The sequence below is a fragment of the Cupriavidus basilensis OR16 genome (genome assembly GCF_000243095.1).
In the GTDB taxonomy this organism is placed as follows: Bacteria; Pseudomonadota; Gammaproteobacteria; order Burkholderiales; family Burkholderiaceae; genus Cupriavidus; species Cupriavidus basilensis_D.
This window is the reverse complement of sequence record NZ_AHJE01000007.1, coordinates 44559-69105: the sequence shown is the minus strand read 5'-3', so window position 1 is coordinate 69105 and position 24547 is coordinate 44559. Positions and strand designations below refer to the sequence as shown.

Annotated in this window: 21 protein-coding genes and 1 pseudogene; 15 read left to right on the top strand and 7 right to left on the bottom strand. The window is 66.1% G+C overall.

From position 1 onward, the window contains the following. Positions 1 to 7 precede the first annotated feature (7 nt). The 3 genes from OR16_RS02815 to OR16_RS02805 all read left to right on the top strand — a co-directional run bounded on the left by OR16_RS02815 (position 8) and on the right by OR16_RS02805 (position 2121). Positions 8 to 898 (top strand): hypothetical protein, encoded by an 891-nt coding sequence (locus OR16_RS02815; protein ID WP_006156446.1) that lies wholly within the window; start codon positions 8 to 10, stop codon positions 896 to 898. A 105-nt stretch (positions 899 to 1003) separates the two neighbouring features. After that, positions 1004 to 1480 (top strand): dihydroneopterin triphosphate diphosphatase, encoded by a 477-nt coding sequence (nudB, locus tag OR16_RS02810; protein WP_043418192.1) that lies wholly within the window; start codon positions 1004 to 1006, stop codon positions 1478 to 1480. After that, on the top strand, positions 1477 to 2121 hold the full coding sequence (locus OR16_RS02805) for an endonuclease/exonuclease/phosphatase family protein (RefSeq protein ID WP_006156444.1): 645 nt from the start codon (positions 1477 to 1479) through the stop codon (positions 2119 to 2121). Before nudB ends, OR16_RS02805 begins: the two co-directional genes overlap by 4 nt. Here the strand turns inward: OR16_RS02805 and OR16_RS02800 are convergent. After that, a complete protein-coding gene (locus OR16_RS02800; protein WP_006156443.1) occupies positions 2096 to 2977 on the bottom strand; it encodes a LysR family transcriptional regulator in 882 nt (293 codons plus the stop codon). The two genes, OR16_RS02805 and OR16_RS02800, sit on opposite strands and share 26 nt — an antisense overlap. A 135-nt stretch (positions 2978 to 3112) precedes the next feature. On the opposite strand from OR16_RS02800, the gene OR16_RS02795 reads away from it, so the two are divergent. Further along, positions 3113 to 3712 carry a short chain dehydrogenase gene (locus OR16_RS02795; protein WP_006156442.1) on the top strand — a complete coding sequence of 200 codons (600 nt, stop codon included), beginning with the start codon at positions 3113 to 3115 and terminating at the stop codon, positions 3710 to 3712. Here OR16_RS02795 and mobB read toward each other — a convergent pair. Continuing rightward, a complete protein-coding gene (gene mobB / locus OR16_RS02790; protein WP_006156441.1) occupies positions 3697 to 4254 on the bottom strand; it encodes a molybdopterin-guanine dinucleotide biosynthesis protein B in 558 nt (185 codons plus the stop codon). The two genes, OR16_RS02795 and mobB, sit on opposite strands and share 16 nt — an antisense overlap. Positions 4255 to 4392: 138 nt before the next feature. Between mobB and clsB the strand changes: the two genes are divergently transcribed. The 7 genes and pseudogenes from clsB to OR16_RS02755 all read left to right on the top strand — a co-directional run bounded on the left by clsB (position 4393) and on the right by OR16_RS02755 (position 14264). After that, on the top strand, positions 4393 to 5709 hold the full coding sequence (gene clsB, locus OR16_RS02785) for a cardiolipin synthase ClsB (RefSeq protein WP_006156440.1): 1317 nt from the start codon (positions 4393 to 4395) through the stop codon (positions 5707 to 5709). A gap of 373 nt (positions 5710 to 6082) precedes the next feature. After that, positions 6083 to 6673, top strand: coding sequence for a TetR/AcrR family transcriptional regulator (locus tag OR16_RS02780; RefSeq protein ID WP_043418171.1), 591 nt, complete (start codon positions 6083 to 6085; stop codon positions 6671 to 6673). Between the two features lie 73 nt (positions 6674 to 6746). Then, positions 6747 to 8534, top strand: a complete 1788-nt coding sequence (locus OR16_RS02775) for an acyl-CoA dehydrogenase C-terminal domain-containing protein (protein ID WP_006156438.1) — start codon at positions 6747 to 6749, stop codon at positions 8532 to 8534. Positions 8535 to 8741: 207 nt separating this feature from the next. Continuing rightward, entirely contained in the window at positions 8742 to 11168 is a 2427-nt protein-coding gene (locus tag OR16_RS02770; RefSeq protein WP_006156437.1) for a 3-hydroxyacyl-CoA dehydrogenase/enoyl-CoA hydratase family protein, read from the top strand. Between the two features lie 217 nt (positions 11169 to 11385). Continuing rightward, positions 11386 to 12328 (top strand): annotated as a pseudogene (locus tag OR16_RS02765) (acetyl-CoA C-acyltransferase). Positions 12329 to 12477: 149 nt separating this feature from the next. Beyond that, positions 12478 to 13434, top strand: a complete 957-nt coding sequence (locus OR16_RS02760; RefSeq protein ID WP_006156436.1) for a DegV family protein — start codon at positions 12478 to 12480, stop codon at positions 13432 to 13434. Between the two features lie 53 nt (positions 13435 to 13487). Continuing rightward, the gene (locus OR16_RS02755) at positions 13488 to 14264 is read left to right on the top strand and encodes an enoyl-CoA hydratase (RefSeq protein WP_006156435.1); all 777 of its coding nucleotides are present in this window, start codon (positions 13488 to 13490) and stop codon (positions 14262 to 14264) included. Positions 14265 to 14350: 86 nt separating this feature from the next. On the opposite strand, the gene OR16_RS02750 is transcribed toward OR16_RS02755, so the two are convergent. From OR16_RS02750 to OR16_RS02740, 3 genes are all read right to left on the bottom strand, one after another. Next, complete coding sequence (locus tag OR16_RS02750; protein WP_006156434.1) at positions 14351 to 15034, bottom strand: Fe2+-dependent dioxygenase; 684 nt, start codon at positions 15032 to 15034, stop codon at positions 14351 to 14353. Positions 15035 to 15086: 52 nt separating this feature from the next. Further along, positions 15087 to 17252, bottom strand: coding sequence for a TonB-dependent receptor (locus tag OR16_RS02745; RefSeq protein WP_043418168.1), 2166 nt, complete (start codon positions 17250 to 17252; stop codon positions 15087 to 15089). 201 nt (positions 17253 to 17453) lie between these two features. Next, positions 17454 to 17858, bottom strand: a complete 405-nt coding sequence (locus tag OR16_RS02740; protein WP_043418166.1) for an acyl-CoA thioesterase — start codon at positions 17856 to 17858, stop codon at positions 17454 to 17456. Between the two features lie 200 nt (positions 17859 to 18058). On the opposite strand from OR16_RS02740, the gene OR16_RS02735 reads away from it, so the two are divergent. The 4 genes from OR16_RS02735 to OR16_RS02720 all read left to right on the top strand — a co-directional run bounded on the left by OR16_RS02735 (position 18059) and on the right by OR16_RS02720 (position 22921). After that, positions 18059 to 19954 (top strand): ABCB family ABC transporter ATP-binding protein/permease, encoded by a 1896-nt coding sequence (locus tag OR16_RS02735; protein WP_043418163.1) that lies wholly within the window; start codon positions 18059 to 18061, stop codon positions 19952 to 19954. Between the two features lie 185 nt (positions 19955 to 20139). Further along, complete coding sequence (locus OR16_RS02730; RefSeq protein ID WP_006156430.1) at positions 20140 to 21273, top strand: ABC transporter substrate-binding protein; 1134 nt, start codon at positions 20140 to 20142, stop codon at positions 21271 to 21273. Positions 21274 to 21290: 17 nt separating this feature from the next. Beyond that, positions 21291 to 22133: an ABC transporter ATP-binding protein gene (locus OR16_RS02725; protein WP_050982867.1), complete on the top strand. Its 843-nt coding sequence runs from the start codon at positions 21291 to 21293 to the stop codon at positions 22131 to 22133. A 2-nt stretch (positions 22134 to 22135) separates the two neighbouring features. Next, a complete protein-coding gene (locus OR16_RS02720; RefSeq protein ID WP_006156428.1) occupies positions 22136 to 22921 on the top strand; it encodes an ABC transporter permease in 786 nt (261 codons plus the stop codon). A gap of 470 nt (positions 22922 to 23391) precedes the next feature. On the opposite strand, the gene OR16_RS02715 is transcribed toward OR16_RS02720, so the two are convergent. Further along, entirely contained in the window at positions 23392 to 23829 is a 438-nt protein-coding gene (locus OR16_RS02715; protein WP_043418185.1) for an Lrp/AsnC family transcriptional regulator, read from the bottom strand. Next, positions 23826 to 24428 (bottom strand): cysteine dioxygenase family protein, encoded by a 603-nt coding sequence (locus OR16_RS02710; protein ID WP_006156426.1) that lies wholly within the window; start codon positions 24426 to 24428, stop codon positions 23826 to 23828. The genes OR16_RS02715 and OR16_RS02710 overlap by 4 nt, the downstream gene beginning before the upstream one ends. Positions 24429 to 24547: the final 119 nt, after the last annotated feature.

Sequence of the window (24547 nt, the reverse complement as noted above, 5' to 3'; positions counted from 1 at the left end):
ATTTGCCGTGCACCTGGATGTAGAACTGATCCGCCAGTTTTTACTGGCTCATGCCGAAACCATCGTCACCTGGCTGGTGGCCGGGCTGGTGATGATGCTGCTGGCGCGTTTCGAGCTGCGGCGCGCGGTGCGCCGCTCCGCAGTGGCCATGTCGGAGTCCGTGGCGACCACGGTGGCGGCTTGCGTGCCGGATATCGCCCATGCCGCGCAGACCGGCGGCGGTGTTGGCGTACCAATGCTCGAGCCGGTGGAAATGCAGCGCGCCGAGGCCTTGCGCCGGGTGGCGCTCGATACGGTGGGCACCGTCATGGCGCGTGGACGCTGGCTGGAGGACCTGGGCAACCTGAGGCTGGCCGACGACGCTTTGCTGCAGGGCAGCGGCGCCGGCGGCGCGGACCCGTTGCTGGTGGTGGCGCCGCAGCCGGTTGTGCAGGCTTACCTGACGGCCCAGCGCAGCTTCGACGAGTACGCCGCGCAGTTGCGCGACGAGCGCCGCGAGGCACTGCGGCTGCAGGACGGGTTGCAGGCGCTGGCCGCCGAGGCCACGCACATCGAGCAGGAAACCGGCAGCATCGTGATGCGCTTCGAGCAGGTCAACGCGCAGGCGGCCCAGGGCGTGGAGGCGGGGGACTATCAGCGCTTCCTGATCCAGAAGTACAACGCGCTGGGTGTGCGCGAGAAGGAGATCGCGCAGGAGCGCGCGCAGCTGCAGGCACAGGTCCAGCAATGTGCCGACCGCCTGGCCGTGCATGCGCAGGCGGCTTCGCGCGAATACACGCACTCGCTCACGCCGTTGATGCAGCAACTGCGCGCCGCGTGGGGCCACGGCGACTCGCCGGGCGTATTCGAGACCTGGCTGCGCGAGACGCCGGCGCAGCCCAGCGTCCACGCTGCATGAGCGGGCCGGACCCGCGAGACCGTCATGTCCACCATGCCCGCCATGTTTCCCATGGCGCAGGGGCGCAACTGCGGTAAGCTTGGGGACGCCGTTTGTCCTATCCCCATGTCCTACAAAATCCCTGAATCCGTCCTGGTTGTGATTCACACGCCGGACCTGCAAGTGCTGTTGATCGAGCGCGCCGACCGGCCGGGCTATTGGCAGTCCGTCACCGGCAGCCTGGACACGCCGGACGAGCCACTGGCACTGACGGCCGCACGCGAGGTGGCCGAGGAAACCGGCCTGATCGCAGCCGAGCACGAACTGGACGACTGGCAGCACACCATCGACTACGAAATCTACCCGCAGTGGCGCCACCGCTACGCCCCTGGCGTGACGCGCAACACCGAGCATTGGTTTGGCCTGCGCGTGGCGCAGCCGCGGCCGGTGACGCTGGCGCCTCGCGAGCACCTGCGATATCAGTGGCTGCCATGGCGCGAAGCCGCCGCGCTTTGCTTCTCGACCAGTAACGCCGAGGCCGTGCTGCAACTGGACTGGCGGGTACATCAGGGGCAGCGCGCGGCCTGCGGAGCGGATCGATGAGGCTGCGCGTCGTCACCTACAACATTCACAAGGGCGTGACCGGCATCAAGGGCAAGTCCCGGATCCATAATGTGCGTGATGGGCTGCACGTGGTCAACGCCGACATCGTCTTCCTGCAGGAAGTGCAGGACCGCAATGACCGCCTGGTGGCGGCGGCCTTGTTCGACCCTGACTACACCCAGCTCAACTACCTGGCGACCGACGCCTATCCGCATTCGGTTTATGGGCGCAATGCGGTGTACGACCACGGGCACCACGGCAACGCCATCCTGTCGCGCCACCCGATCCTGATGTCGGAAAACCTCGATATCTCCGACCATCGCTTCGAGCAGCGCGGGCTGCTGCATGCGGTGGCCGACATGAACGGGGTCGAGGCCCACCTGATCTGCGTGCATTTCGGTTTGTTCGCGCGCAGCCGCGCGCGGCAGGCGGAGGCGCTGGTCAAGCGCGTGCAGGATGTGGTGCCGGCACAGGCGCCACTGGTGATCGCGGGGGATTTCAATGACTGGAATCACCGGCTCGACAACCTGATCTGCACCACGCTGGGCGCGACGGAGGTGTCCTCCGCGGGCGGCGCGCGCAGGCGCATCAGGCGCATCAGGCGCATCAGGCGCTTCATGCCCCCATTTTCTCCAGCATGATCTGCACAAAGCTGGCCTGCTTGGGCAGCGGCCGCGGATCGCGCGGATAGAGCAGATGCACCGGCCTTGGCGCCGGCACTGCGTCTTCCAGCAGCGGCACCAGCAGCCCGCCGGCAATGTCCGCCGCCAGCAGCACTTCGGGTTGCATCACCACCCCACAGCCCGCCAACGCCGCGCGCCGCAGCGCCTGGCCGTTATTGGCCGCCAGCGGCGCCGAAGGCACCGCCGCCTGGTCGTCCGCGGTGGCCGGCCATCCCATGCCCTGCGGCCACAGCAGATGATTCAGGCAACGGTGCCCGGCCAGGTCCGCCAGCGTTCGCGGATGGCCCGCCTGCGCGAGATAGGCCGGCGCCGCGCAGATTGCCATGCGATACGGCCGCAAGGGCCGCGCCACCAGGTGGTCGGAATTGGCTAGCGCGCCGATGCGCACGGCGGCGTCGAAGCCGTCGGCAATCAGGTCGGTGAAGGCGTCATCGAGCACCAGTTCCACCGTGACTTCCGGGTAGCGCAGCAGGTAGGCCGATACCGCCTCGGCCACCGCCGTCTCGCCCAGCGTCACCGGCGCGGTCACGCGCAGGCGGCCGCGTGGCTGGCTGTGCAGGCGTTCGGCCACGGTTTCCGCATTGCGCACGCGCTCCAGGATCTGCCGGCATTCCTCCAGGAACAGCCGGCCGGCTTCGGTCAGGCTCTGGCGGCGCGTGCTGCGTTGCAGCAGGCGCACGCCCAGATGCCGCTCCAGCTGGCCGACATGCTTGCCCACCATCACCGCCGACAGGCCCAGCGCATCGGCGCAGGCGCTGAAGCTGCCGGCCTCGGCGGCGGCGGCAAACACCTCCATGCTGCGCAACTTGTCCATGGATTACTAATGAAAAGTTAGGGACACGCGAAATCCTAGCCCATTTATCGCTTTCGAATCCACTTCCACAATGCATTCCTGATGGCGGCGGAAGGAATTCCGTCTTCTTAAACAACCGGAATCATGGGGAATGCGATGAAAATTGTTGTGATCGGAGCCAGCGGCACGCTCGGCCAGGCGGTGGTAGAGAACCTGTCGGCCCGCCACGAAGTGGTGCGGGTCGGCAAATCGCGCGGTGATCACCGGGTCGACCTGACCCGGCCGGAATCCGTGCTGGCCTTGTTCGAAGCGACCGGCAGGGTGGACGCGATCGTCGCCACTACCGGAAGCCTGTTTTTCGGGCCGCTCGCGCAGATGCGGGCCGAGGACTTTGAAATCGGGCTGCAGGACAAACTGCTGGGGCAGGTGCGCCTGGCGCTGGTTGGCCAGCATTTCCTGAACCAAGGCGGCTCGATTACGCTGACCAGCGGCATCGTCGGCAGCGAGCCGATCCGCATGGGCGCCAATGCCGGCAGCGTCAATGCGGCGCTGGAGGGATTCGTGCGTAGCGCGGCGCCCGAGCTGGAGCGCGGCCTGCGCATCAATGTGGTCAGCCCGACGGTGGTGCAGGAGTCATGGCCTGCGTATGGCGATTTCTTCCCCGGCTTTGAGCCGGTGCCGGCGGCGCGCGTCGCGCTGGCCTTCCAGCGCAGTGTGGAAGGGCCGCGCAGCGGCCATGTCTACCGGGTCTGGTGAGGCTGCGCCAAGGTGGCAGCCAGTGCGGGCGTGACCGTGGGCGCGCTGTCACGGATGAGCTGGCAGATCGCGTCCAGGTCCGCCAGGTCTAGCACGGGCAGCGCGGTGAGCGTGGCCACCGCGTGCGGCTGGTCGCTGGCGACGGCCACGATGCTTGGCACCGCCGGCCATAGTGGCGGCCTGCCCAGGTCCGGCCGGAACACTTCAAGCTTGGGGAAATCGCTGTGCTTGTAGCCTTCCACCAGCACCAGGTCCGTGTCGGCGGGCAGCACGGCGAGCGCGTCGGCCAACTCCGGCGAGGCCTGGGCTTCGGGATAGTGGCGCATCAGCGTGAGGTGCCGCGCGCCCACCAGCACGACATTGGCGCAGCCGGCCTGGCGCATGCGCCAGGAGTCCTTGCCCGGGGTGTCGGGATCAAAGCCGTGGTGGGTGTGCTTGACGCCGGCCACGCGCAGGCCGGTGGCGACGAAGCGCGGGATCAGTTGATCCAGCAACGTGGTCTTGCCGCTGCCGGACGCACCGGAGATGCCGAAAACCTTCACGATGTGGGGGCTGCGAGGGGATAAAACGGCGACGATAGCAGAGAACGGCCGCCACGGCGCACATGGCCCCACGCGCTGTGCGCGTCGCGCGCCGCCTGGCGCACGCACAAGACATCGGCGTGCCTGATAATGTGCCGCATGTCCTCGATTCCGCTCCCACGCCCGCCCCGCGCGCCGCCTCCCGGGCTCACCGTGACCCGCGACGATACCCCCGCGCGCGCGTCGCGCCGCGCCGGCCCGCTGCGCTCCGAATGGCGCCGCGGCAGGCCCATGGGTGGCAACGCAGTGCGCCTGCTGCGTGGTGGCAACGCGTTCTTCCCAGCCCTGGTCGCGGCGATCGACCAGGCCGTCTTCTCGGTGTCGATCGAAACCTATATCTACGCCGACGATGAGGTTGGCGCGGCGGTGGGCGAGGCATTGATCCGGGCGGCCGGGCGGGGCGTTGCCGTGCATCTGGTGGTGGACGGTTTTGGCGCCGGCGACATGCCGCCCGGGCTCGCCGCGCGGCTGCGCGACGGCGGGGTGTGCCTCAAGATCTTCCGTCCCCTGCGCCGTTTCAGCCTGGCGCTGCGCAACCTGCGCCGGCTGCACCGCAAGCTGGCCGTGATCGACCAGCAGATCGGCTTCGTTGGCGGCATCAATATCATCGATGACCACAACCACGGGCCCTTCGAGAGCGCCGGGCTCGGCCCTCGCTATGACTTCGCCGTGGAGGTGCGGGGGCCGCTGGTCAACCAGATCGCGCTGACCGCGGAACGCCTGTGGTGGCAGCTATCGCTGCGCGGCGAAATGCGCAGCGTGGGCCTGGCGGGGGTGGCGGCCGAGTTCCCGCTGATCACCGACCTGCCGCTGCCGCTCCAGTACCAGGCCGGCGGCATGCGCGCCGTGCTGCTGCTGCGGGACAACCTGCGCAACCGCCGCGCCATCGAACGCCAGTACCTGCAGGCACTGGGCGGCGCGCGGCGGGAGGTGATCATCGCCAACGCGTACTTCCTGCCCGGGCACAAGATGCGGCGCGCGCTGCTGGCCTGCCGCAAGCGCGGGGTGCGCGTGCGGCTGCTGCTGCAGGGCATGGTTGAGTACCGTTTGCAGCACTATGCGACCCATTCGCTCTACGCGACCCTGCTCGGGGCCGGTGTGGAAATCTACGAGTACGCCGACAGTTTCCTGCACGCCAAGGTCGCCGTGGTCGACGATGCCTGGGCTACGGTGGGCTCCAGCAACATGGATCCATTCAGCCTGCTGCTGGCCCGCGAGGCCAATGTCGCCGTCTACGACGGGGCGTTTTGCGCCGAGCTGCGCGAGGAGCTGGAGCACGCCATCGCCTCGCGCAGCATCGAGGTCAAGGCCGCCACCCACGCGCGCCTTTCGGCGGTGCGCCGGATGGCGAACTGGGCCGCCTACATGGTGCTGCGTGTCGGCGTGATCATTGCCGGCGTGACAGGGCGCTACTGATCGCGGGACAATGCGAGGGGGGCGCGGCGCGATGTTGCTGCGCATCACGCGCGGCACGAAAACTCGCCGTCGCCCTGCGTCGCGGCATGTTGCAGCGCACGAGCGCGGCCGCTGCGTTTAGAAACCCCGATCTAATTAAAAGCTTGCCGCCGGCGAGCGCGATCACAATAATCTGAACGGTCGTTCTTTTTTGCCTTAGACTGCGTGCATTCGAGTCTGCCAGGCGGTGAAGCAGCCAGCCGGGCAGCAAAAATATGCATTACGTCAGGGTCATACGCAGCGCGATCAGTGTCGCGCCGCGAAGAACGGAGAAAAAATCATGCGACACCAGTCAGCCCGTCTCGAATCCGCCACTTCCGCGTCCCCCGCGCCTATGCGCAAGGGGGAAATGACGCGCGTGGCCATTCTGGATGCCGCACTGGAATTGTCGTCCCGCGACGGGCTCGAAGGCTTGACCATCGGGCTGCTCGCGGAACGCATGCAGATGAGCAAAAGCGGCGTCTTCGCGCATTTCGGTTCGCGCGAGGATTTGCAGGTGGAAGTGGTGCGTGAGTATCACCGCCGGTTCGAGCAGGAGGTTTTCTATCCCTCGCTGCACGAGCCGCGCGGGCTGCCCCGCCTGCAGTCCATGGTGCGCCGCTGGATGGAAAAGCGCATCCAGGAAGTGACCACGGGATGCATCTACATCAGCGGGGCGGTGGAGTACGACGACCGCGCGGAAAGCCCGGTGCGCGACGAGCTCGTCAAGAGCGTCACCATCTGGCGCGCCGCGCTCACGCGCGCCATCGACCAGGCACGCGAAGAGGGGCACCTGTGCGCGGACTGCGATCCGCGCCTGATGCTGTTTGAAATGTACAGCCTTGAACTAGGCTTGCATCATGACGCCCGCTTCCTGCGCCTGCCCGCCAGTGCCGAGCTTGCCATGGTCGCGCTCAACAAGTTGATTCAGTCTTACCGTACCTGACGCTGCCGCGGCGTCCCGTGCCGGATCGTGCATGGGCGGCGTAGCGGCTTTGCAAACCTCCAAGGAGTCTTTGATGGGCCAGTACACCGCACCGTTGCGCGACATGCAGTTCGTGCTCCATGAATTGCTCGGCGTGGAAGCCGAACTCAAGGCGCTGCCGAAGCACGCCGACGTTGACGCGGACACCATCAACCAGGTGCTCGAGGAAGCCGGCAAGTTCTGCTCGGAGGTCGTGTTCCCGCTCAACCAGAGCGGCGACCGCGAAGGCTGCACTTACGTCGGCGACGGCGTGGTGAACGCGCCCAAGGGCTTCAAGGAAGCCTACCAGCAGTACGTGGAAGCCGGCTGGCCGGCGCTGGGCTGCGACCCGGAGTACGGCGGCCAGGGCCTGCCCATCCTGGTCAACAACGCCTTGTACGAGATGCTGAACTCGGCCAACCAGGCGTGGACCATGTACCCCGGCCTGTCGCACGGCGCGTATGAGGCGCTGCACGCGCACGGCACGCCCGAGCTGCAGAAGGTCTACCTGCCCAAGCTGGTCTCCGGCGAATGGACCGGCACCATGTGCCTGACCGAGCCGCATTGCGGCACCGACCTGGGCATCCTGCGCAGCAAGGCCGAGCCGCAAGTCGACGGCTCGTACAGCATCACCGGCACCAAGATCTTCATCTCGGCCGGCGAGCACGATCTCTCCGCCAACATCATCCACCTGGTGCTGGCGCGCCTGCCGGACGCGCCGCAGGGCACCAAGGGCATCTCGCTGTTCGTGGTGCCGAAGTTCGTCCCCGATGCCAACGGCAACCCGGGCGAGCGCAACGGCATCAAGTGCGGCTCGATCGAACACAAGATGGGCATCCACGGCAACGCCACCTGCGTGATGAACCTGGACGGCGCGCGCGGATGGCTGGTGGGCGAGCCCAACAAGGGCCTGAACGCCATGTTCGTGATGATGAACGCCGCCCGCCTGGGCGTTGGCATGCAGGGCCTGGGCCTGACCGAAGTGGCCTACCAGAACTCGCTGGCCTATGCCAAGGACCGCCTGCAGATGCGCGCGCTGACCGGTCCCAAGGCACCGGACAAGCCGGCTGACCCGATCATCGTGCACCCCGACGTGCGCCGCATGCTGCTGACGCAGAAGGCCTTTGCCGAAGGTGGCCGCGCGTTCAGCTACTGGACCGCGCTGCAGATCGACCGCGAGCTGTCGCATCCGGACGAAGCCGTGCGCAAGGAAGCCGGCGACCTGGTCGCGCTGCTCACGCCCGTGATCAAGGCCTTCCTGACCGACAATGCGTTCACCGCCACCAACGAAGGCATGCAGGTCTTCGGCGGCCACGGCTACATCGCCGAATGGGGCATGGAGCAGTACGTGCGCGACGCGCGCATCAACATGATCTACGAAGGCACCAACACCATCCAGGCGCTGGACCTGCTGGGCCGCAAGATCCTGGGCGACATGGGCGCCAAGATGAAGGCTTTCGGCAAGATCGTGCAAGCGTTCGTCGAGCAAGAGGGCACCAACGAAGCCATGCAGGAGTTCGTCAACCCGCTGGCCGACCTGGGCGACAAGGTGCAGAAGCTCACCATGGAAATCGGTATGAAGGCCATGGCCAACCCCGACGAAGTCGGCGCCGCCGCGGTGCCTTACCTGCGCGTGGTGGGCCACCTGGTGTTCTCGTACTTCTGGGCCCGCATGGCCAAGATCGCGCTGGAGAAGGAAGCTGGCGGCGACAAGTTCTACACGACCAAGCTGGCGACCGCGCGCTTCTACTTTGCCAAGCTGCTGCCCGAGACCGCATCGCAGATCCGCATGGCGCGCGCCGGCTCGGCCACGCTGATGGCGCTGGACGCGGATCTGTTCTGATCGGCCGGCTTGCCGGTCGTCTTGCCGGTCGTCTTGCATTAACGCGGTTGTCTTAGCGCAGGCGCAAGCTGTTTGCTACGGCGCTGCCGATGCCGATGGTGTGCTCCTCCCTCCCATGAAACGGGGGAGGGGAGCACACCGCGGCAACCCCAGCGCCAGGCGCTGCCAACCCACCTCATCTCAACGCTCACTTTCCTAGGAGCGCGCATGTCCAATTTCATCGTCAAGAAGGTCGCCGTGCTGGGTGCCGGCGTCATGGGCGCGCAGATCGCCGCCCATCTCGTCAATGCCCGCGTGCCCGTGGTGCTGTTCGACCTTCCCGCCAAGGAAGGCCCCAAGAACGGCATCTCGCTGCGCGCCATCGAGAACCTCAAGAAGCTCTCGCCGGCGCCGCTCGGCATCAAGGACGAAGCCGGCCTGATCCAGGCGGCCAACTACGAGGACGACCTCGCGCTGCTCAAGGAGTGCGATGTGGTGATCGAGGCGATCGCCGAGCGCATGGACTGGAAGCACGACCTGTACAAGAAGGTCGCGCCGCACCTGGCATCGCACACAATCTTTGCCACCAACACCTCGGGCCTGTCGATCACCGCGCTGTCCGACGGTTTCGACGCGGACCTGAAGTCGCGCTTCTGCGGCGTGCACTTCTTCAACCCGCCGCGCTACATGCACCTGGTGGAACTGATCCCGACCGCGACCACGCAGCCTGCGATCCTGGACCGCCTGGAAACGTTCCTGACCTCCGCGCTTGGCAAGGGCGTGGTGCGCGCCAAGGACACGCCGAATTTCATCGCCAACCGCGTAGGCATCTTCTCGATCCTGGCGGTGTTCGCCGAGGCCGAGAAGTACGGCATTCCCTTCGACGTGGTCGATGACCTGACCGGCTCCAAGCTGGGCCGTGCCAAGTCCGCCACCTTCCGTACCGCCGATGTGGTGGGCCTGGACACCATGGCCCACGTGATCAAGACCATGCAGGACACCCTGCAGGATGATCCGTTCGCGCCGGTGTACAAGACGCCCGCCGTGCTCAAGGCGCTGGTGGATGCAGGCGCGCTCGGCCAGAAGACCGGCGCCGGCTTCTACAAGAAGGAAGGCAAGGCCATCAAGGTGATGGACCCCACGACCGGCCAGTACGTCGACGCTGGCAAGAAGGCCGACGAGATCGTGGTGCGCATGCTGAAGAAGGAGCCGGCCGAGCGTATCAAGCTGCTGCGCGAATCCACCAACCCGCAGGCGCAGTTCCTGTGGGCAGTGTTCCGCGACGTGTTCCACTACATTGGCGTCTACCTCGAGCAGATCGCCGGCTCCGCCGCCGACATCGACCTGGCGATCCGCTGGGGTTTCGGCTGGAATTCCGGTCCGTTCGAGGACTGGCAATCTGCAGGCTGGAAGCAGGTGGCCGAATGGGTGAAGGAAGACATCGACGCGGGCAAGGGTTTGTCCAGCGCGGCGCTGCCGTCGTGGGTGTTCGAAGGCCCCGTCGCTGACAACCAGGGCGTGCACGGCGCGCAGGGTTCGTGGTCTCCCGCCGCGCAGGCCTTCGTGCAGCGCAACGCACTGCCGGTCTACGAGCGCCAGGTGTTCCGCGCCGCCGTCAAGGGCACGGCTGCCGCCGATCCGCGCAAGGCAGGCCGTACCGTGGAAGAAAACGATGCCGTGCGCATCTGGGTGAGCGAAGGCCAGGACGACGTGCTGGTGGTTTCGTTCAAGAGCAAGATGAACACCATCGGGCCGGATGTGATCGACGGGCTGACGCGCGCCATCGACCTGGCGCAAGCCGAGTACAAGGGCCTGGTGGTGTGGCAGCCCACGTCGCTGCAACTGGGCGCGCCGGGCGGTCCGTTCTCCGCGGGCGCCAACCTGGAAGCCGCGATGCCGGCCTTCATGATGGGTGGCGCCAAGGGCATCGAGCCCTTCGTCAAGAAATTCCAGGACGGCATGATGCGCGTGAAGTACAGCGCGGTGCCGGTGGTGTCGGCAGCATCCGGCATCGCACTGGGCGGCGGCTGCGAGCTGATGCTGCATTCGGCCAAGCGCGTGGCCGCGCTGGAAACCTATATCGGGCTGGTGGAAGTGGGCGTCGGCCTGGTGCCCGCAGGCGGCGGGCTGAAGGAGGCCGCGCTGGCGGCGGCGCGCGCGGCACAAGCCGCGGGCAGCACCAACTACCTGCAGTTCCTCACCAACCGGTTCCAGGCGGCCGCCATGGCCAAGGTCTCCGCTTCGGCGCTGGAAGCGCAGAAGATGGGCTACCTCCAGCCGTCGGACACCATCGTCTACAACGTGCATGAGCTGCTGTACGTGGCCCAGGGCGAAGTGCGCGCGCTGGCCAACGCCGGCTACCGCGCGCCGGTGCCGGGCACGCTGGTGCCGGTGGCGGGGCGCTCGGGCATTGCCACCATCAAGGCGTCGCTGGCCAATATGCGCGACGGCGGCTTTATCTCGGCGCACGACTTCCTGATCGCCAGCCGCATTGCCGAGGCAGTGTGCGGCGGCGACGTGGAAGCCGGCTCCCTGGTGAGCGAGGAATGGCTGCTGGCGCTGGAACGCAAGGCCTTTGTCGACCTGCTCGGCACGGGCAAGACCCAGGAACGCATCATGGGCATGCTGCAGACCGGCAAGCCGGTGCGCAACTAAGGCAAGCGAGGAACCGACATCATGAAACAACTGCAAGACGCATACATCGTTGCCGCGACCCGCACGCCGATCGGCAAGGCACCCAAGGGCGCGTACAAGAACACACGCCCTGACGACCTGCTGGCCACCATCCTGCGCGCGGCGGTGGCGCAGGTGCCCAACCTCGATCCCGAACGTCGCGCGCATTGGCGCGCTGCTGTCGGGCCTGCCGAACACCGTGGGTGGCATCACCGTCAACCGCTTCTGCGCCTCCGGCCTGTCGGCCGTGGCCATGGCCGCGGACCGCATCCGTGTGGGCGAGTCGGATGTGATGATCGCCGCTGGCGTGGAATCGATGAGCATGGTGCCGATGATGGGCAACTCGCCGTCGATGTCGCCGGCCATCTTCGAGCGCGACGAGAACATCGGCATCGCCTACGGCATGGGCCTGACGGCCGAGAAGGTCGCGCAGAAATGGCAGGTCAGCCGCGAAGACCAGGATGCTTTCTCGCTCGCCTCGCACCAGAAGGCCATTCGCGCGCAGCAGGCCGGCGAGTTCAAGGACGAGATCACCCCGGTGGACATCGTCGAGAAATTCCCCAACCTGGCCAGCGGCCAGGTCGAGGTGAAGACGCGCACCCTCTCGCTCGACGAAGGCCCGCGTCCGGAAACCTCGATCGAAGGCCTGGGCAAGCTGCGCCCGGTGTTTGCCAACAAGGGCAGCGTCACCGCCGGCAACAGCTCGCAGACCTCCGACGGCGCGGGCGCGCTGATCCTGGTTTCGGAAAAGATCCTCAAGCAGTTCAACCTGGTGCCGCTGGCGCGCTTCGTGTCGTTCGCGGTGCGCGGCGTGCCGCCCGAGATCATGGGCATCGGTCCCAAGGAAGCGATTCCCGCGGCGCTCAAGGCAGCCGGCCTCACGCAGGACCAGATGGACTGGATCGAGCTCAACGAAGCCTTCGCCGCGCAGTCGCTGGCGGTGATGCGCGACCTGCAGCTGGACCCGGCCAAGGTCAACCAGATGGGCGGCGCCATCGCCCTGGGCACCCGCTGGGCGCACCGGTGCGATCCGTTCGGCCACCGTGGTGCACGCGCTGCGCCGTAACAACCTGAAGTACGGCATGGTCACCATGTGCGTCGGCACGGGCATGGGCGCGGCAGGCATCTTCGAGCGCGTTTAAACGCGCCACTGGGGCGTTGGATCGCGGGCGGGCAGCGTGCGCCGCGTGATCCATCTCCCCGACTCTCAATCAGGTGAAGAGGGCAGTGCCATCACAAGGAGACAGCTGCCGCCTCGATGCGGCTCACCTGACAGGGAGGAAACAACAAGATGCAGGAGACACTCATCCTGGCCGACGCTGCGTGCGACATGCCGCGCGCGCTGATGGCTGAACTTGGCGTGCGCACGGTACCGTTCCGCATTCGCGCGGGCGACCGCTTTGTGGCCGATGTGCGCGACGAGCCGGCCTTGCCGTCGCTCTACCAGCAGTACCTGGTCGGCAAGCAGGACCACTACGCCGAATCCATTCCCTTGCTCGAGCGCGAGATCGAAGACCACCTGCTCAAGCACGTGGTGACCTCATGCGACCGCGCGTTGCTGCTCACCATCGCCAGCAGCCGCAGCAAGCTGTACGCGCATGCCTCGGGCGCCGTGGTCGGCACCGTGGCCAAGAGCTTCAAGGCGCGCAAGGATGCGGGCCGCACCGGCCTGTTCGAGCTCACCGTGATCGACACCGGCGCGATCGGCCCGGGCCAGGCGCTGATCGTGCGCGAGGCCGCGCGCATGCTGGGCGGCGGCGCCAGCGCGCAGGCGGTGGTGGAGGCCGTGGAGACACGCCTGCGCGACGCCGCGCATATGTTCCTGGTGCCCGACGAGTTGCTGTACATGTACACACGGGCCAAGCACAAAGGCGAGAACAGCATCACCTGGGGCCGCTACATGCTCGGCAGCGCGTTCAATATCCGCCCCATCGTGCATATGCATCGCGGCCAGACCGAACCGGTGGCCAAGGCGCGTGGCGCGGACGAAGGCATGCGCCGCGTGATGGCGCATGCGGAGCAATGCATCCGCAGCGGCCGCTTGCAGAGCCCGGTGGTATCGCTGAGCTATGCGGGGCCGCCCGAGACGATTCAAGCGTTGCCTGCCTACCAGTCGCTCGCGCGCACCGCGCAGCAGCATGGCGTGGAGCTGATGCTGGCGCCGATGAGCCTGACGGTGGCGCTCAATGTCGGCGCAAAGGCCTTCGGGATGAGCTATCTTTGCGAGAATCCGCCAGCGTTCGAATGAACGCGTTTCGGCGCGCGGACAAGTCAACCAAGCAGTAAGGAGAAGACGATTTCATGAGCATCCTGACCACCATCGAACAAGGCATCCTGACCCTTGAGTTCGATCGCCTCGACAAGAAGAACGCCATCACGGCGGCGATGTACCAGGCCATGGCCGACGCGCTGCGCGCCGCCGATGCCGACCCCGCCGTACGCGTGATCGTGATCCGCGGCAAGCCGGAAGTGTTCACCGCCGGCAACGACCTGGAGGACTTCATGCAGCGCCCGCCCACCTCGGGCGAGGGCGAGCAACCGGCGCCGGTGTTCCAGTTCCTGCAGCAGATCAGCCAGGCCAGCAAGCCGCTGGTGGCGGCCGTGAGCGGCCCGGCGGTGGGCGTCGGCACCACCATGCTGCTGCATTGCGACCTGGTCTATGTCTCCGAGACGGCCAGGCTGTCGCTGCCATTCGTGCAGTTGGGCCTGTGCCCGGAGGCGGCGTCGAGCATGCTGTTGCCGCGCCTGCTGGGTCACCAGCGCGCCGCCGAGAAACTGATGCTGGGCGAAGCCTTCAGCGCGCAGGAAGCGCTGCAGATCGGTCTGGCCACGCGCGTGCTGCCGGTGGCGGAGCTCAACGAGTTCGCGCTGCAGCAGGCGCGCAAGCTGGCGGCGCTGCCGGCTTCGTCGCTGCGGGAGACCAAGCGGCTGATGAAGGGCAACGACAAGGCTGCCGTGCAGGCGAAGATGGCGGAGGAGGGCGAGGTGTTCCGGCGCATGCTGCAGGCGCCGGAAGCCAAGGAAGCCTTCAAGGCGTTCTTCGAGAAGCGCCGCCCGGACTTCTCGCGCTTCAGTTGAGCGTGCGGGCGTCCCTGGCCGCTATGGCAGATGGCCCGCCCCCTTCAGCTGCCGCCATTCGCGCGGCATCAAGGCCGAGGCCAAGGTCAGGGCGTCGCCCATTCGCGCAGCAGGTTGTGGTAGACGCCGGTGAGGCGCACCACGGTGGCGTGTCCATGGCCAAGCGCATGCCCGATATCCTGGATGGTGGTGTCCAGGTCGAACAGGAGCGCACGCTGGCGGGCGTCCCGCAGCAGGCTCTGGATCCAGAAGAATGCGCATAGCCGCGTACCCCGGGTCACCGGGCTGACACGGTGCAGGCTGGAAGCCGGATACAGGATCATGTCGCCGGCGGGTAGCTTGACCGCGTGCGTCCCATAGGTGTCTTCGACGATCAGCTCGCCGCCGTCGTAGTCGTCGGGCCCGCACAGGAAGAGCGTGGCCGAGATATCCGTGCGGATGCTGTCCGAGCCGTCGGGAAGGTAGCGGATGGCATTGTCGACATGGGTGCCGAACGATTGTCCGCCCGCGTAAGCGTTGAACAGCTTGGGGTAGATCCTGGCCGGCAGTGCCGCCGAGAAGAACAGGGGATGGCGCCGCAGGGCCTGCTCGATCATCGCGGCGATGTGCCTGCCCTGCGGGGAGTCGTGCGGCAATTGCAGATTGTCCTTGGCGAGGGAGGACTGGAATCCCGCGGTCGCCTTGCCGTCGGCCCAGTCGGCCTGCGTCAGCAGGCTTACGCTTTCCCGCACCTGTTCCGGCGTCAGTACGCCGGGTATGTGAATCATCATTTGGCTGACCCTGGGCCGGGGGCATCGGCTGCGGCGACCCCGGCGCGTAGCGTTAGAAGGAGTAGACGGCCGACAGCACTGCGAACCGGCCATCGCCATACTCGATCGCGGACGAGCGCGATGCGCTGCCGAGCGTCTGGCGCACCCGCTCCACATAGGCCTTGTTGAACAGGTTGTCGACGTTGAGCTGGAACTTGAGGTTCTTGTTCGGCGCATAGCCGAGCATGGCGTTGTGCACCAGGTAGGCGCCGAGCATGCCGTCCCCCACTGACGTCACGTTGCGCCTGCCGATGAAGCGCGCCCCGTAGCCCAGCGTCCAGCCCGCGGGGAGCTGGTAGGTGGTCCACAGGCTGAAGGAGTGCGCCGGTGTGTTGGCCAGGGCCTTGCCTTCGCGCTCGGGCAGAGACAGTGACTTGAGCGTCTTGCTGTTCAGGTAAGTGTAGTTGGCGAAAACGTCCCAGTTCGGCGTCACCTTGCCAGCCGCGCCCAGCTCGACGCCGCGCACGCGCTGCTCGCCGGCCAGGGCGTAGCTGCCATCGGCGAGGCGCTCGCGCGTGTTGTCCTTGTCGACTTGGAACAGCGCCGCGTTCAGCCCCAGGCGCCGCTCCATGAACTCCCATTTGCTGCCGAGCTCATAGGTCTTGTTTTTCTCGGGCGCCAAGTCCCCCGTGGCTTTGCTCACGCCCGAGCCGGTGCTGACCAGGAACTCGGCGGACGGGTTGAAGGACGTGCCGTAGGCGAAATAGATCCTGCCGTTGTCGGTGGGCTTGAACACCAGTCCCGCCCGGCTGCTGAGCTGGTTGGTGGTGCTGTCCGCGCGGTCGGTTGACTTGCCCAGCGGCGTGCTCTCGGCGCTGCCATCTATCCAGTCGTAGCGCAGGCCGAGGTTCAGATCCCAGTGCTTGCCCAGGGCGATGGTGTCAAGCGCGTACAGCGCCTTGACGTCAAGCCACGTCTTGTTGCGCGCGCTGTCGCGCCGGTCGGTGGGCGCGCTCCAGTAGCCTGGCGGGTTGGAGAGGTCGAAGCCGTTGGCGGGATAGTATTTGGCGAGATTGTAGGAGTAGGTGGTCCGGTTGTAGGTCTCGCGTGAGATCTCGAAGCCGCTGACCAGGGTGTGTCCCAGCCCCAAGGTGGCGAAGCGGCTGGTGAGGTTGGTCTGGTTGATCCACAGCTCGGTGGCCGAGTCGCGGCCATAGCCCTGCGGCCCTGCCGGCAGGTAGCGGCCTGGCGGCAGCCCTCTCTGGTTCACGTGCGAGGCCGAGATCACGGTGTCGCGGTGCAGGTGCGAATAGCGGGTCAGGTTCTGCAGCTTGAGGTTGTCGTTGAACTCGTGTTCGAACTTGACGGTGGCCGCATCGGTGGCGATGTTCTCCCGGTCCACGTTGCGCCAGCCAAAGTAGCTGTGCCGGCTGACGCCCGCGAGCCGCTGGCCGTTCAGCGCCGGCACGCCGTAGTCGGGCAGGTTGTCGTCGCTCTGGTGGAAATAGCTCAGCGTCAGGCGCGTCGGCGCGAGGCGGCGTTCAAGGGCGTCGCGCCCGGGCACGTCATTTTCGTGCGCCATCAGGTTCAGGCGGACGACTGCCGCGTTCTCGCCCCACGGCAGCGGCTGGTTGGTGTCCAGGGTCAGGCGTCGGAAACGGGCCGTGCCGACCCCGCCGCCCACATGCGTGAACCTGTCCGCCTTGGGTTGCTTGCTGATCATGTTGATGCTGCCACCGGTAGTGCCGGCGCCGCCGAAGACCGAATTCGGCCCCTTGATCACTTCGACCGCTTCGAGGTTGAAGAGGTCGGAGCGGTTGTTCTGCCCGCTGTCGCGCAGGCCGTCGATCTGCATGTTCGCGTTGGCGCTGAAGCCGCGGATATTGATGCTGTCGCCGGAGCCGCCGCCGCCCTCGCCGGCGTTGAAGGTGATGCCGGAAACGTTGGAAAGCGCCTGCCGCAAGCTCAAGGCGTTCTGCTCCTCCAGCACATGCTGCGGTACCACCGTGATGGTCTGGGGCGTATCGAGCAGCGGTGCCGCGTATTTGGCCGAGCCGGAGCCTTCAACCTTGGAACTGGGTGCTTGCGTTCCCGTGACCGTGACAGGTGCCAGTTCGATGTGTTTGCCTTGTCGCTGCAAATCGTCTGCCAGGACCGGTGTAGCGCAGGCCGCCGCCAGGACGACGGAAGCGAGTGGGCGCCGCGGCGGCAGCGCGGCTGACCTGATGTACGAACGCATTCAATGCCCCTTTAATGCAAATGATAATCATTCACATTTAAAGGGATATGGCGAGGCAAAGCAATCGGACAAGTCTGAATGTGCTAGCGGATATTCTGCTATTTCTGTATTTTTTGCGGGAGTTCAGGGCAGACGCGGATCCCCCACGCCGGCGCCCGGCCAGGCATGCCTGGCCGGGGAGCGGGCTTCAGGCGCGGCCGTTTATAGCGCGGGCAACACCCGCGGTTGCCTTGCGTCGTCCGTCGCCACATAGGTCAGGGTGGCTTCCGTCACCTTGACGATCTCGTTGCTTTGGCGCATGCGCTGCGCATAGACCTCCACGGACACGGTGATCGAGGTGCGCCCCGTCTTTTCGATATCCGCATAGAAGCTCACCAGGTCGCCGACAAAGACCGGATGCTTGAACAGGAAGGAGTTCACCGCCACCGTGGCCACGCGGCCCTGGGCGCGTTCCACCGCCGGGATCGAGCCGGCAATGTCCACCTGGGCCATGATCCAGCCCCCGAACACGTCGCCGTGCACGTTGGCGTCCGCCGGCATCGGGACCACGCGCAGGGCGGGATTCTTGCCAGGGGGGAGGCAGGGGAGGACGTTGGCTTGATTCATGATGGCTTGAGGCTGGATAGGGTTGGGGCGGGGCAGCAAGGGCCGCGGCGGGGTGCCGGCGCGCCGGTGCGCATGCCGGAGTGACCTTGCCGCCGTGCAGTCCGGGCGTCGCGGCGGTGCCGTGACGGGGATAAACGGCGTGGCGCCGGCTAACAAAGCCGATCTCTGCCACAATCGCATATTCGCCCGAATTCTAACGTATGCGACGCTACTCTACGTCGGCCGAGCCGTCCCCCGCCCAGCCTTCTTCCCTCTTTGGCAAATCCAACGATCCCCGCAGCGATTGGCAGACTGTGCGCAACCTGTTGCCCTATGTCTGGCACTACAAGTGGCGCGTGATCCTGGCGCTGGTGTGCCTGGTGGCGGCCAAGGTGGCCAACCTGGGCGTGCCGGTCCTGATGAAGAAGCTGGTGGACAACATGAATGTCCCCGCCGGCAGCGCGACCGCGCTGCTGGTGGTGCCGGTGGGGCTGATCGTTGCCTACGGGATACTGCGCTTGTCGGGCACGCTGTTTACCGAATTGCGCGAGATCCTGTTCTCCAAGGTCACGCAGAGCGCGGTGCGCGAGATCGCCTTGCAGGTGTTCCGCCACCTGCATGCGCTGTCGCTGCGCTTTCACCTGGACCGCCAGACCGGCGGCATGAGCCGCGACATCGAGCGCGGCACGCGCGGCATCCAGTCGCTGATCTCCTACTCGCTCTACAGCATCCTGCCGACCCTGGTCGAGATGGGGCTGGTGATGGGCTTCTTCATCCTGCACTACGACATCTGGTTCGCCGCCATCACGGGCTGCGCGCTGGTGAGCTATATCGTGTTCACCATCGTGGTGACCGAGTGGCGCACGCACTTCCGGCGCAAGATGAATGAGCTGGATTCGCGCGCCAACCAGAAGGCGATCGATTCCCTGCTCAATTTCGAGACCGTCAAGTATTTCGGCAACGAGGAGTACGAGGCTGGCCGCTATGACGAGAACCTGCGCAAGTACCGCAACGCGGCGATCCGCTCGCAAAACTCGCTGTCGTTCCTGAACTTCGGCCAGCAGGCCATCATCGCCACCGGCCTGATCCTGATCCTGTGGCGCGCCACCGTGGGCGTGGCGGCGGGCAAGCTCACGCTGGGCGACCTGGTGCTGGTGAACACCTTGATGATCCAGCTATACATCCCGCTGAACTTCCTCGGCGTGATCTACCGCGAGATCAAGCAGGCCACCACCGACATGGACCGCATGTTCGTGTTGCTGGGCACCAACCGCGAAGTGGCCGATGCGCCGGGCGCCGCCGCATTGCGTGTGCAGGGTGCGGCGGTGCGGTTCAACCATGTCGGCTTTGGCTACGAGAGCAACCGCGTGATCCTCGAGGAGGTGGACTTCACCATTGCCGCCGGCACCACGACCGCGGTAGTGGGCCACAGCGGTTCGGGCAAGTCAACGCTGGCGCGGCTGCTGTTCCGCTTCTATGACGTGAGCAGCGGCGCTATCGAGATCGACGGCCAGGATATCCGCTCGATTACCCAGGACAGCCTGCGCCGCGCCATCGGCATCGTGCCGCAGGACACCGTGCTGTTCAATGACAGCATCTACTACAACATCGCCTATGGCCGCCCCGACGCCAGCCGCGACGAGGTCATCGAGGCCGCGCGCGCGGCCCAGATCGACACCTTCATCCGCGAGCTGCCGCAGGGTTACGACACGCCGGTGGGCGAGCGCGGCCTCAAGCTGTCGGGCGGGGAGAAGCAGCGCGTGGCCATCGCCCGCACGCTGCTCAAGAACCCGCCCATCCTGGTCTTCGACGAAGCCACCTCGGCGCTCGACTCGCGCACCGAGCAGGCCATCCAGGCCGAGCTGATGCGGCTCGCGCAGAACCGCACCACGCTGCTGATCGCGCACCGGCTCTCAACCGTGGTGCATGCCGACCAGATCCTGGTGATGGACCACGGCCGCATCATCGAGCGCGGCACCCATGCCGACTTGATGCGGCTCGACGGCCGCTACGCCGAGATGTGGCGCATCCAGGCGCGCAGCGCGGCCGAGAGCGAGGCCCCCGTTGAGGATGCCGCGCTGGCCATCGAAGCGGGCGACGCGACCCAGGACGCCTGACGCGGCACTAGCCCGGAGCGCGAAGCATTGTCGACAATGCTTCGCGGCAAAGTGCACTGGACCATTCGGCCGCACGAATTTGGTTCGACAATAGGTGGCGTATCAGCCCCATCGTGGTGCGTGTTTGCATGGCACGCGCCTTGCAGACGAACTATCCAGGAAGACGACTAACTGGAGAGAGTTCAATGCCGCTATTCCGTGCCGCCACCCCGTTCGAAGCCACTGCCGCTCACGCCGGCGCCCAGCCGGCCCATGCCAGGTCCGGCGCCGGCGTGTCCACCGCGCGCCGCCGCTGGTTGCAGCTTGGCATGGCGCTAGGCACCGCCCTGGTGCTGTCGACACAATTTGCCGGCGAGGCGCACGCCCAGACCAAGGTCCGCTTCCAGCTCGACTGGCGCTTTGAGGGCCCGTCGGCGCTGTTCCTGCTGGGCGAGCAGAAGGGCTACTACAAGGCCGAGAAGCTCGATGTGTCGATCGACGCCGGCAACGGCTCGGGCAACGTGGTCAACCGCGTGGCTTCCGGCACCTACGACATGGGCTTCGCCGACCTGGCCTCGGTGATGGAGTTCTACGGCAACAACCCGGATGCAAGGAACAAGCCGGTGGCCGTGATGATGGTCTACAACAACACGCCCGCCGCCGTGCTGGCGCTGAAGAAGTCCGGCATCAAGGCCCCGCACGACCTGGCCGGCAAGAAGCTCGGCGCGCCGGTATTCGACGCCGGCCGCCGCGCCTTCCCGATCTTCGCCAAGGCCAATGGCCTGCAGGCATCCAGCTTCAACTGGCAGGCGATGGACCCGACCCTGCGCGAGACCATGCTCACGCGCGGCGACCTCGATGCCATCACCGGCTTCTCCTTCACGTCCATCCTCAACCTGAACGCGCGCGGCGTGAAGGACGAGGACATCGTGGTGCTGCCTTACCCGCAATACGGCGTGAAGCTGTATGGCAACGCCGTGATCGCCTCGGAAGACTTCCTCAAGAAGAACCCGGAGGCGGTCAAGGCCTTCCTGCGCGCCTTCGCCAAATCGGCCAAGGACGTGATCGCCAAGCCGGAAGATGGCATCAAGGCGGTCAAGGCGCGCGACGGCATCATCGACGAGAAGCTCGAGACCAAGCGCCTGAAGATGGCGCTGGACAGCGTGGTCAAGTCGCCTGACGCGCGCGCGGAGGGCTTTGGCCGCGTCAACAAGCCGCGCCTGTCGCTGATGGCTTCGCAAGTGGCGGATGCCTTCGGCACCAAGGGCCGCATCAACCCCGACAACCTGTGGACCGATGCCTACCTGCCGTCCGCCGCCGAACTGGATGTGCTGCGATGACTGCTGGCACGATCTCCATGCGCACAGCGGCCGTGGCCCCGCCGGACCTGCCGGCCGAGCCGGCGGCGCAGTCCTTCGTCGAGTTCAACCGGGTCTGGCTCGCCTATAACGACGAACTGGCGCGCCAGGGCGAGTTCGCCATCGAGGACATCTCGCTGCAGGTCGGGCCGGGCGAGTTCATCGCCATTGTCGGGCCGTCCGGCTGCGGCAAGTCCACCTTCATGAAGCTGGCGACCGGCCTCAAGCCGGCCACGCGCGGCGTGGTCAAGATCGCTGGCGAAAAGGTCACCGGCCCGCTCAAGATGGTGGGCATGGCCTTCCAGGCGCCGACGCTGCTGCCCTGGCGCACCACGCTGCAAAACGTCATGCTGCCGCTGGAGATCGTCGAGCCGTACCGCTCCACGCTGCGCCAGAAACGCGAGGAATACACGGCGCGGGCGCGCGAGCTGCTGCGTACCGTGGGCCTGGCCGGCTACGAGGACAAGTACCCCTGGCAGCTCTCGGGCGGGATGCAGCAGCGCGCCTCGATCTGCCGCGCGCTGATCCACGAGCCGCGCATGCTGCTGCTCGACGAGCCATTCGGCGCGCTCGATGCCTTCACGCGCGAGGAACTGTGGTGCGTGCTGCGCGATCTGTGGCAGGCACAGCGCTTCAACGTGATCCTGGTTACCCACGACCTGCGCGAGGCCGTGTTCCTCGCCGACACGGTCTACGTGATGAGCCAGCGCCCGGGGCGCATCCTCGCCCGCAAGGAGATCGATCTGCCGCGTCCGCGCGACCTCGACCTGACCTATACCGAACCCTTTGCCGATCTCGTGCACGCGTTGCGCGAGAAGATCGGCCACGTACGGCAGCATTGACCATGAGCACTTTTTCATCCTCGCCGAACGCGGCCCAGCAACGCCGCGTGCAGCGCGTGGCACCGTGGCTGTTGCTGGGTACCTTCCTGCTGCTATGGCAGGGTGCGTGCCTGGCGTTCAATGTGTCGGACTTCATCCTGCCAAGCCCCAGCGCGATCGTCACGTCGCTGTTCGAGTACTGGGACGTGATCGCCGGCCATGCCTGGCGAACCTTCTGGACCACCATGGTGGGCTTTGGCCTCGCCATCATCGTGGGCGTGGTGCTGGGTTTGCTGATGGGCTCGTCCAGGCTGGCCTACGCGGCCGGCTATCCGCTGATGACGGCGTTCAATGCGTTGCCTAAGGCGGCGTTCGTGCCGATCCTGGTGGTGTGGTTCGGGCTCGGCGCCGGCCCGGCGATCCTGACCGCCTTCCTGATCTCGTTCTTTCCGATCATGGTCAATATCGCTACCGGGCTGGCCACCTTGGAGCCGGAACTGGAGGATGTGCTGCGCGTACTTGGTGCAAAGCGCACCGACGTGCTGCTCAAGGTCGGGCTGCCGCGGTCGATGCCTTATTTCTTCGCCTCGCTGAAGGTGGCGATCACGCTGGCATTCGTTGGCACTACCGTGTCGGAGATGAGTGCCGCCAACGAAGGCATCGGCTATCTGCTGGTGTCTGCCGGTTCGGCGATGAAGATGCCGTTGGCGTTTGCCGGGCTGGTGGTGATTGCGGTGATGGCGATGGTGATGTATGAGTTTTTTGCTGTTGTGGAGAGGCGGATGACTGGGTGGGCGGATCGGGGGTGAAGGGGGGACGGGGGGCTTGCTTCTTTCGCTGTTTGTTTGATCGGCGATGGCGTCTTGCACCCAAGAGCGTACGACATCCCCCTGCGGGGGCCTCGGTGGTTGCGTCGTGCGGTCCTGAGTGTTGGCTGGCGTGTCTTACCGGCTCATAGGGCATCGCCACTGCATGACCCGATGGTCACGTGGTGGTGCCCCTGATCGCTTTGCTCGGTGAGCGTTCGGCCATCTGCCGTTCGCGGTGCCGAGCGCCACGATCCTGCCCGCATCGGTGGTTTCGTGGTTTTGTCTCTGGCGGCGGGCGCCCGGCCATTTGAGGCCCTGCCGTACCGGCGCGAGCGGCACCTTGCTCTAACGTCCCCGGTTTCGTGGTGGGCACCGTGGCAGAAACAAGCGACCACCCCAGCACGGGGGATGTCATACGCTCTTGGGTACAAGACGCCATCGCCGCCAAAACGAATCCCACCATCAATCAATCACGCATAATCCAAAGGCAAAGCCGTCGTGTACTTGATCTGCTCCATAGCAAAACTAGAACTAACATCGGCCAGTTCGGCCCCCTGAATCAGCTTCTTGTAGACGCGGTCATAGGCCGCGATATCCGGCACCACCACGCGCAGCAAGTAATCGGTATCCCCCGCCATCCGGTAGAACTCGGTCACCTCGGGAATCGATGCGACCAGGTCGTGGAAGGTCTTGAGCCACTTGACGTTATGCTGGCTGGTGCGTACCGAGACGAACACCGTTACCCCGACATTCAGCAGCGCGGGGTCCAGCAGCGCCACCCGCTTGCGTATCACGCCGCTTTCCTCGAGCTTCTGCACGCGCCGCCAGCACGGCGTGGAGGTGAGGCCCACCCGCTCGCCCAGTTCGGCCACCGGCACGGTGGCGTCTTCCTGGAGAGCGGGACTCAGGCCGCGTCCACCAGCAGGTTCACACCGCTGCAGATGTGTTCCTGGTCCACCCCATAGATATGCAGCGACACGGCAATTTCGTCGCTGTCGTTGCCGAGCGCATGGATATGGCGCAGCCCGGCCGGCACGCTGAAGGTATTGCCCACCGTGCGCGTGACCTCGCCACACGGGTGCGCCAGCCGTTCCTGCGCGTCCCAGCGGTAGTGGCGCTCGTGCAGCGTGCCGCGCAGCACCCGGTAGGCGCACCAGGTCTGGTGGCCGTGCACCGGGCTGTGCTGCCCCGGACGCCACACGATCAGCATGGCCGAGAAGCGCGCCAGCGGATCCGCGTGGACGAGGTGGCGCACATAGCCTTGCGCGGAGCCTTCGCGCAGCGATTCCGGCAACAGCGCCAGCAGCGTCGCGGCATCCGGCAGGCTGGCTTCGATGCCTTGCGCCACCATGCGCGCGCCGGCGGCAAAGGCGGAGGACATGCCGTGGGACAGCGGGCCGAAAAGATCCAGGTCCGGCTGGCCGCCGGCCGCCTCGAGGGTGCCAAGGACGCTGGCGCTACGCGCGTGACTGGCAATATCGGTAACGGCGGCTTGCTGGGTGGCCATGACGGGCTCCTTGTTGGTTTGCGACCATCATAGCGTCCTGCCCTTAGCAGCCACGTGCGTTTTGTCGTGCAAGTTTGACTGTAAGTGTAATCTGATTCCAATAAATATCAATAAGAAGG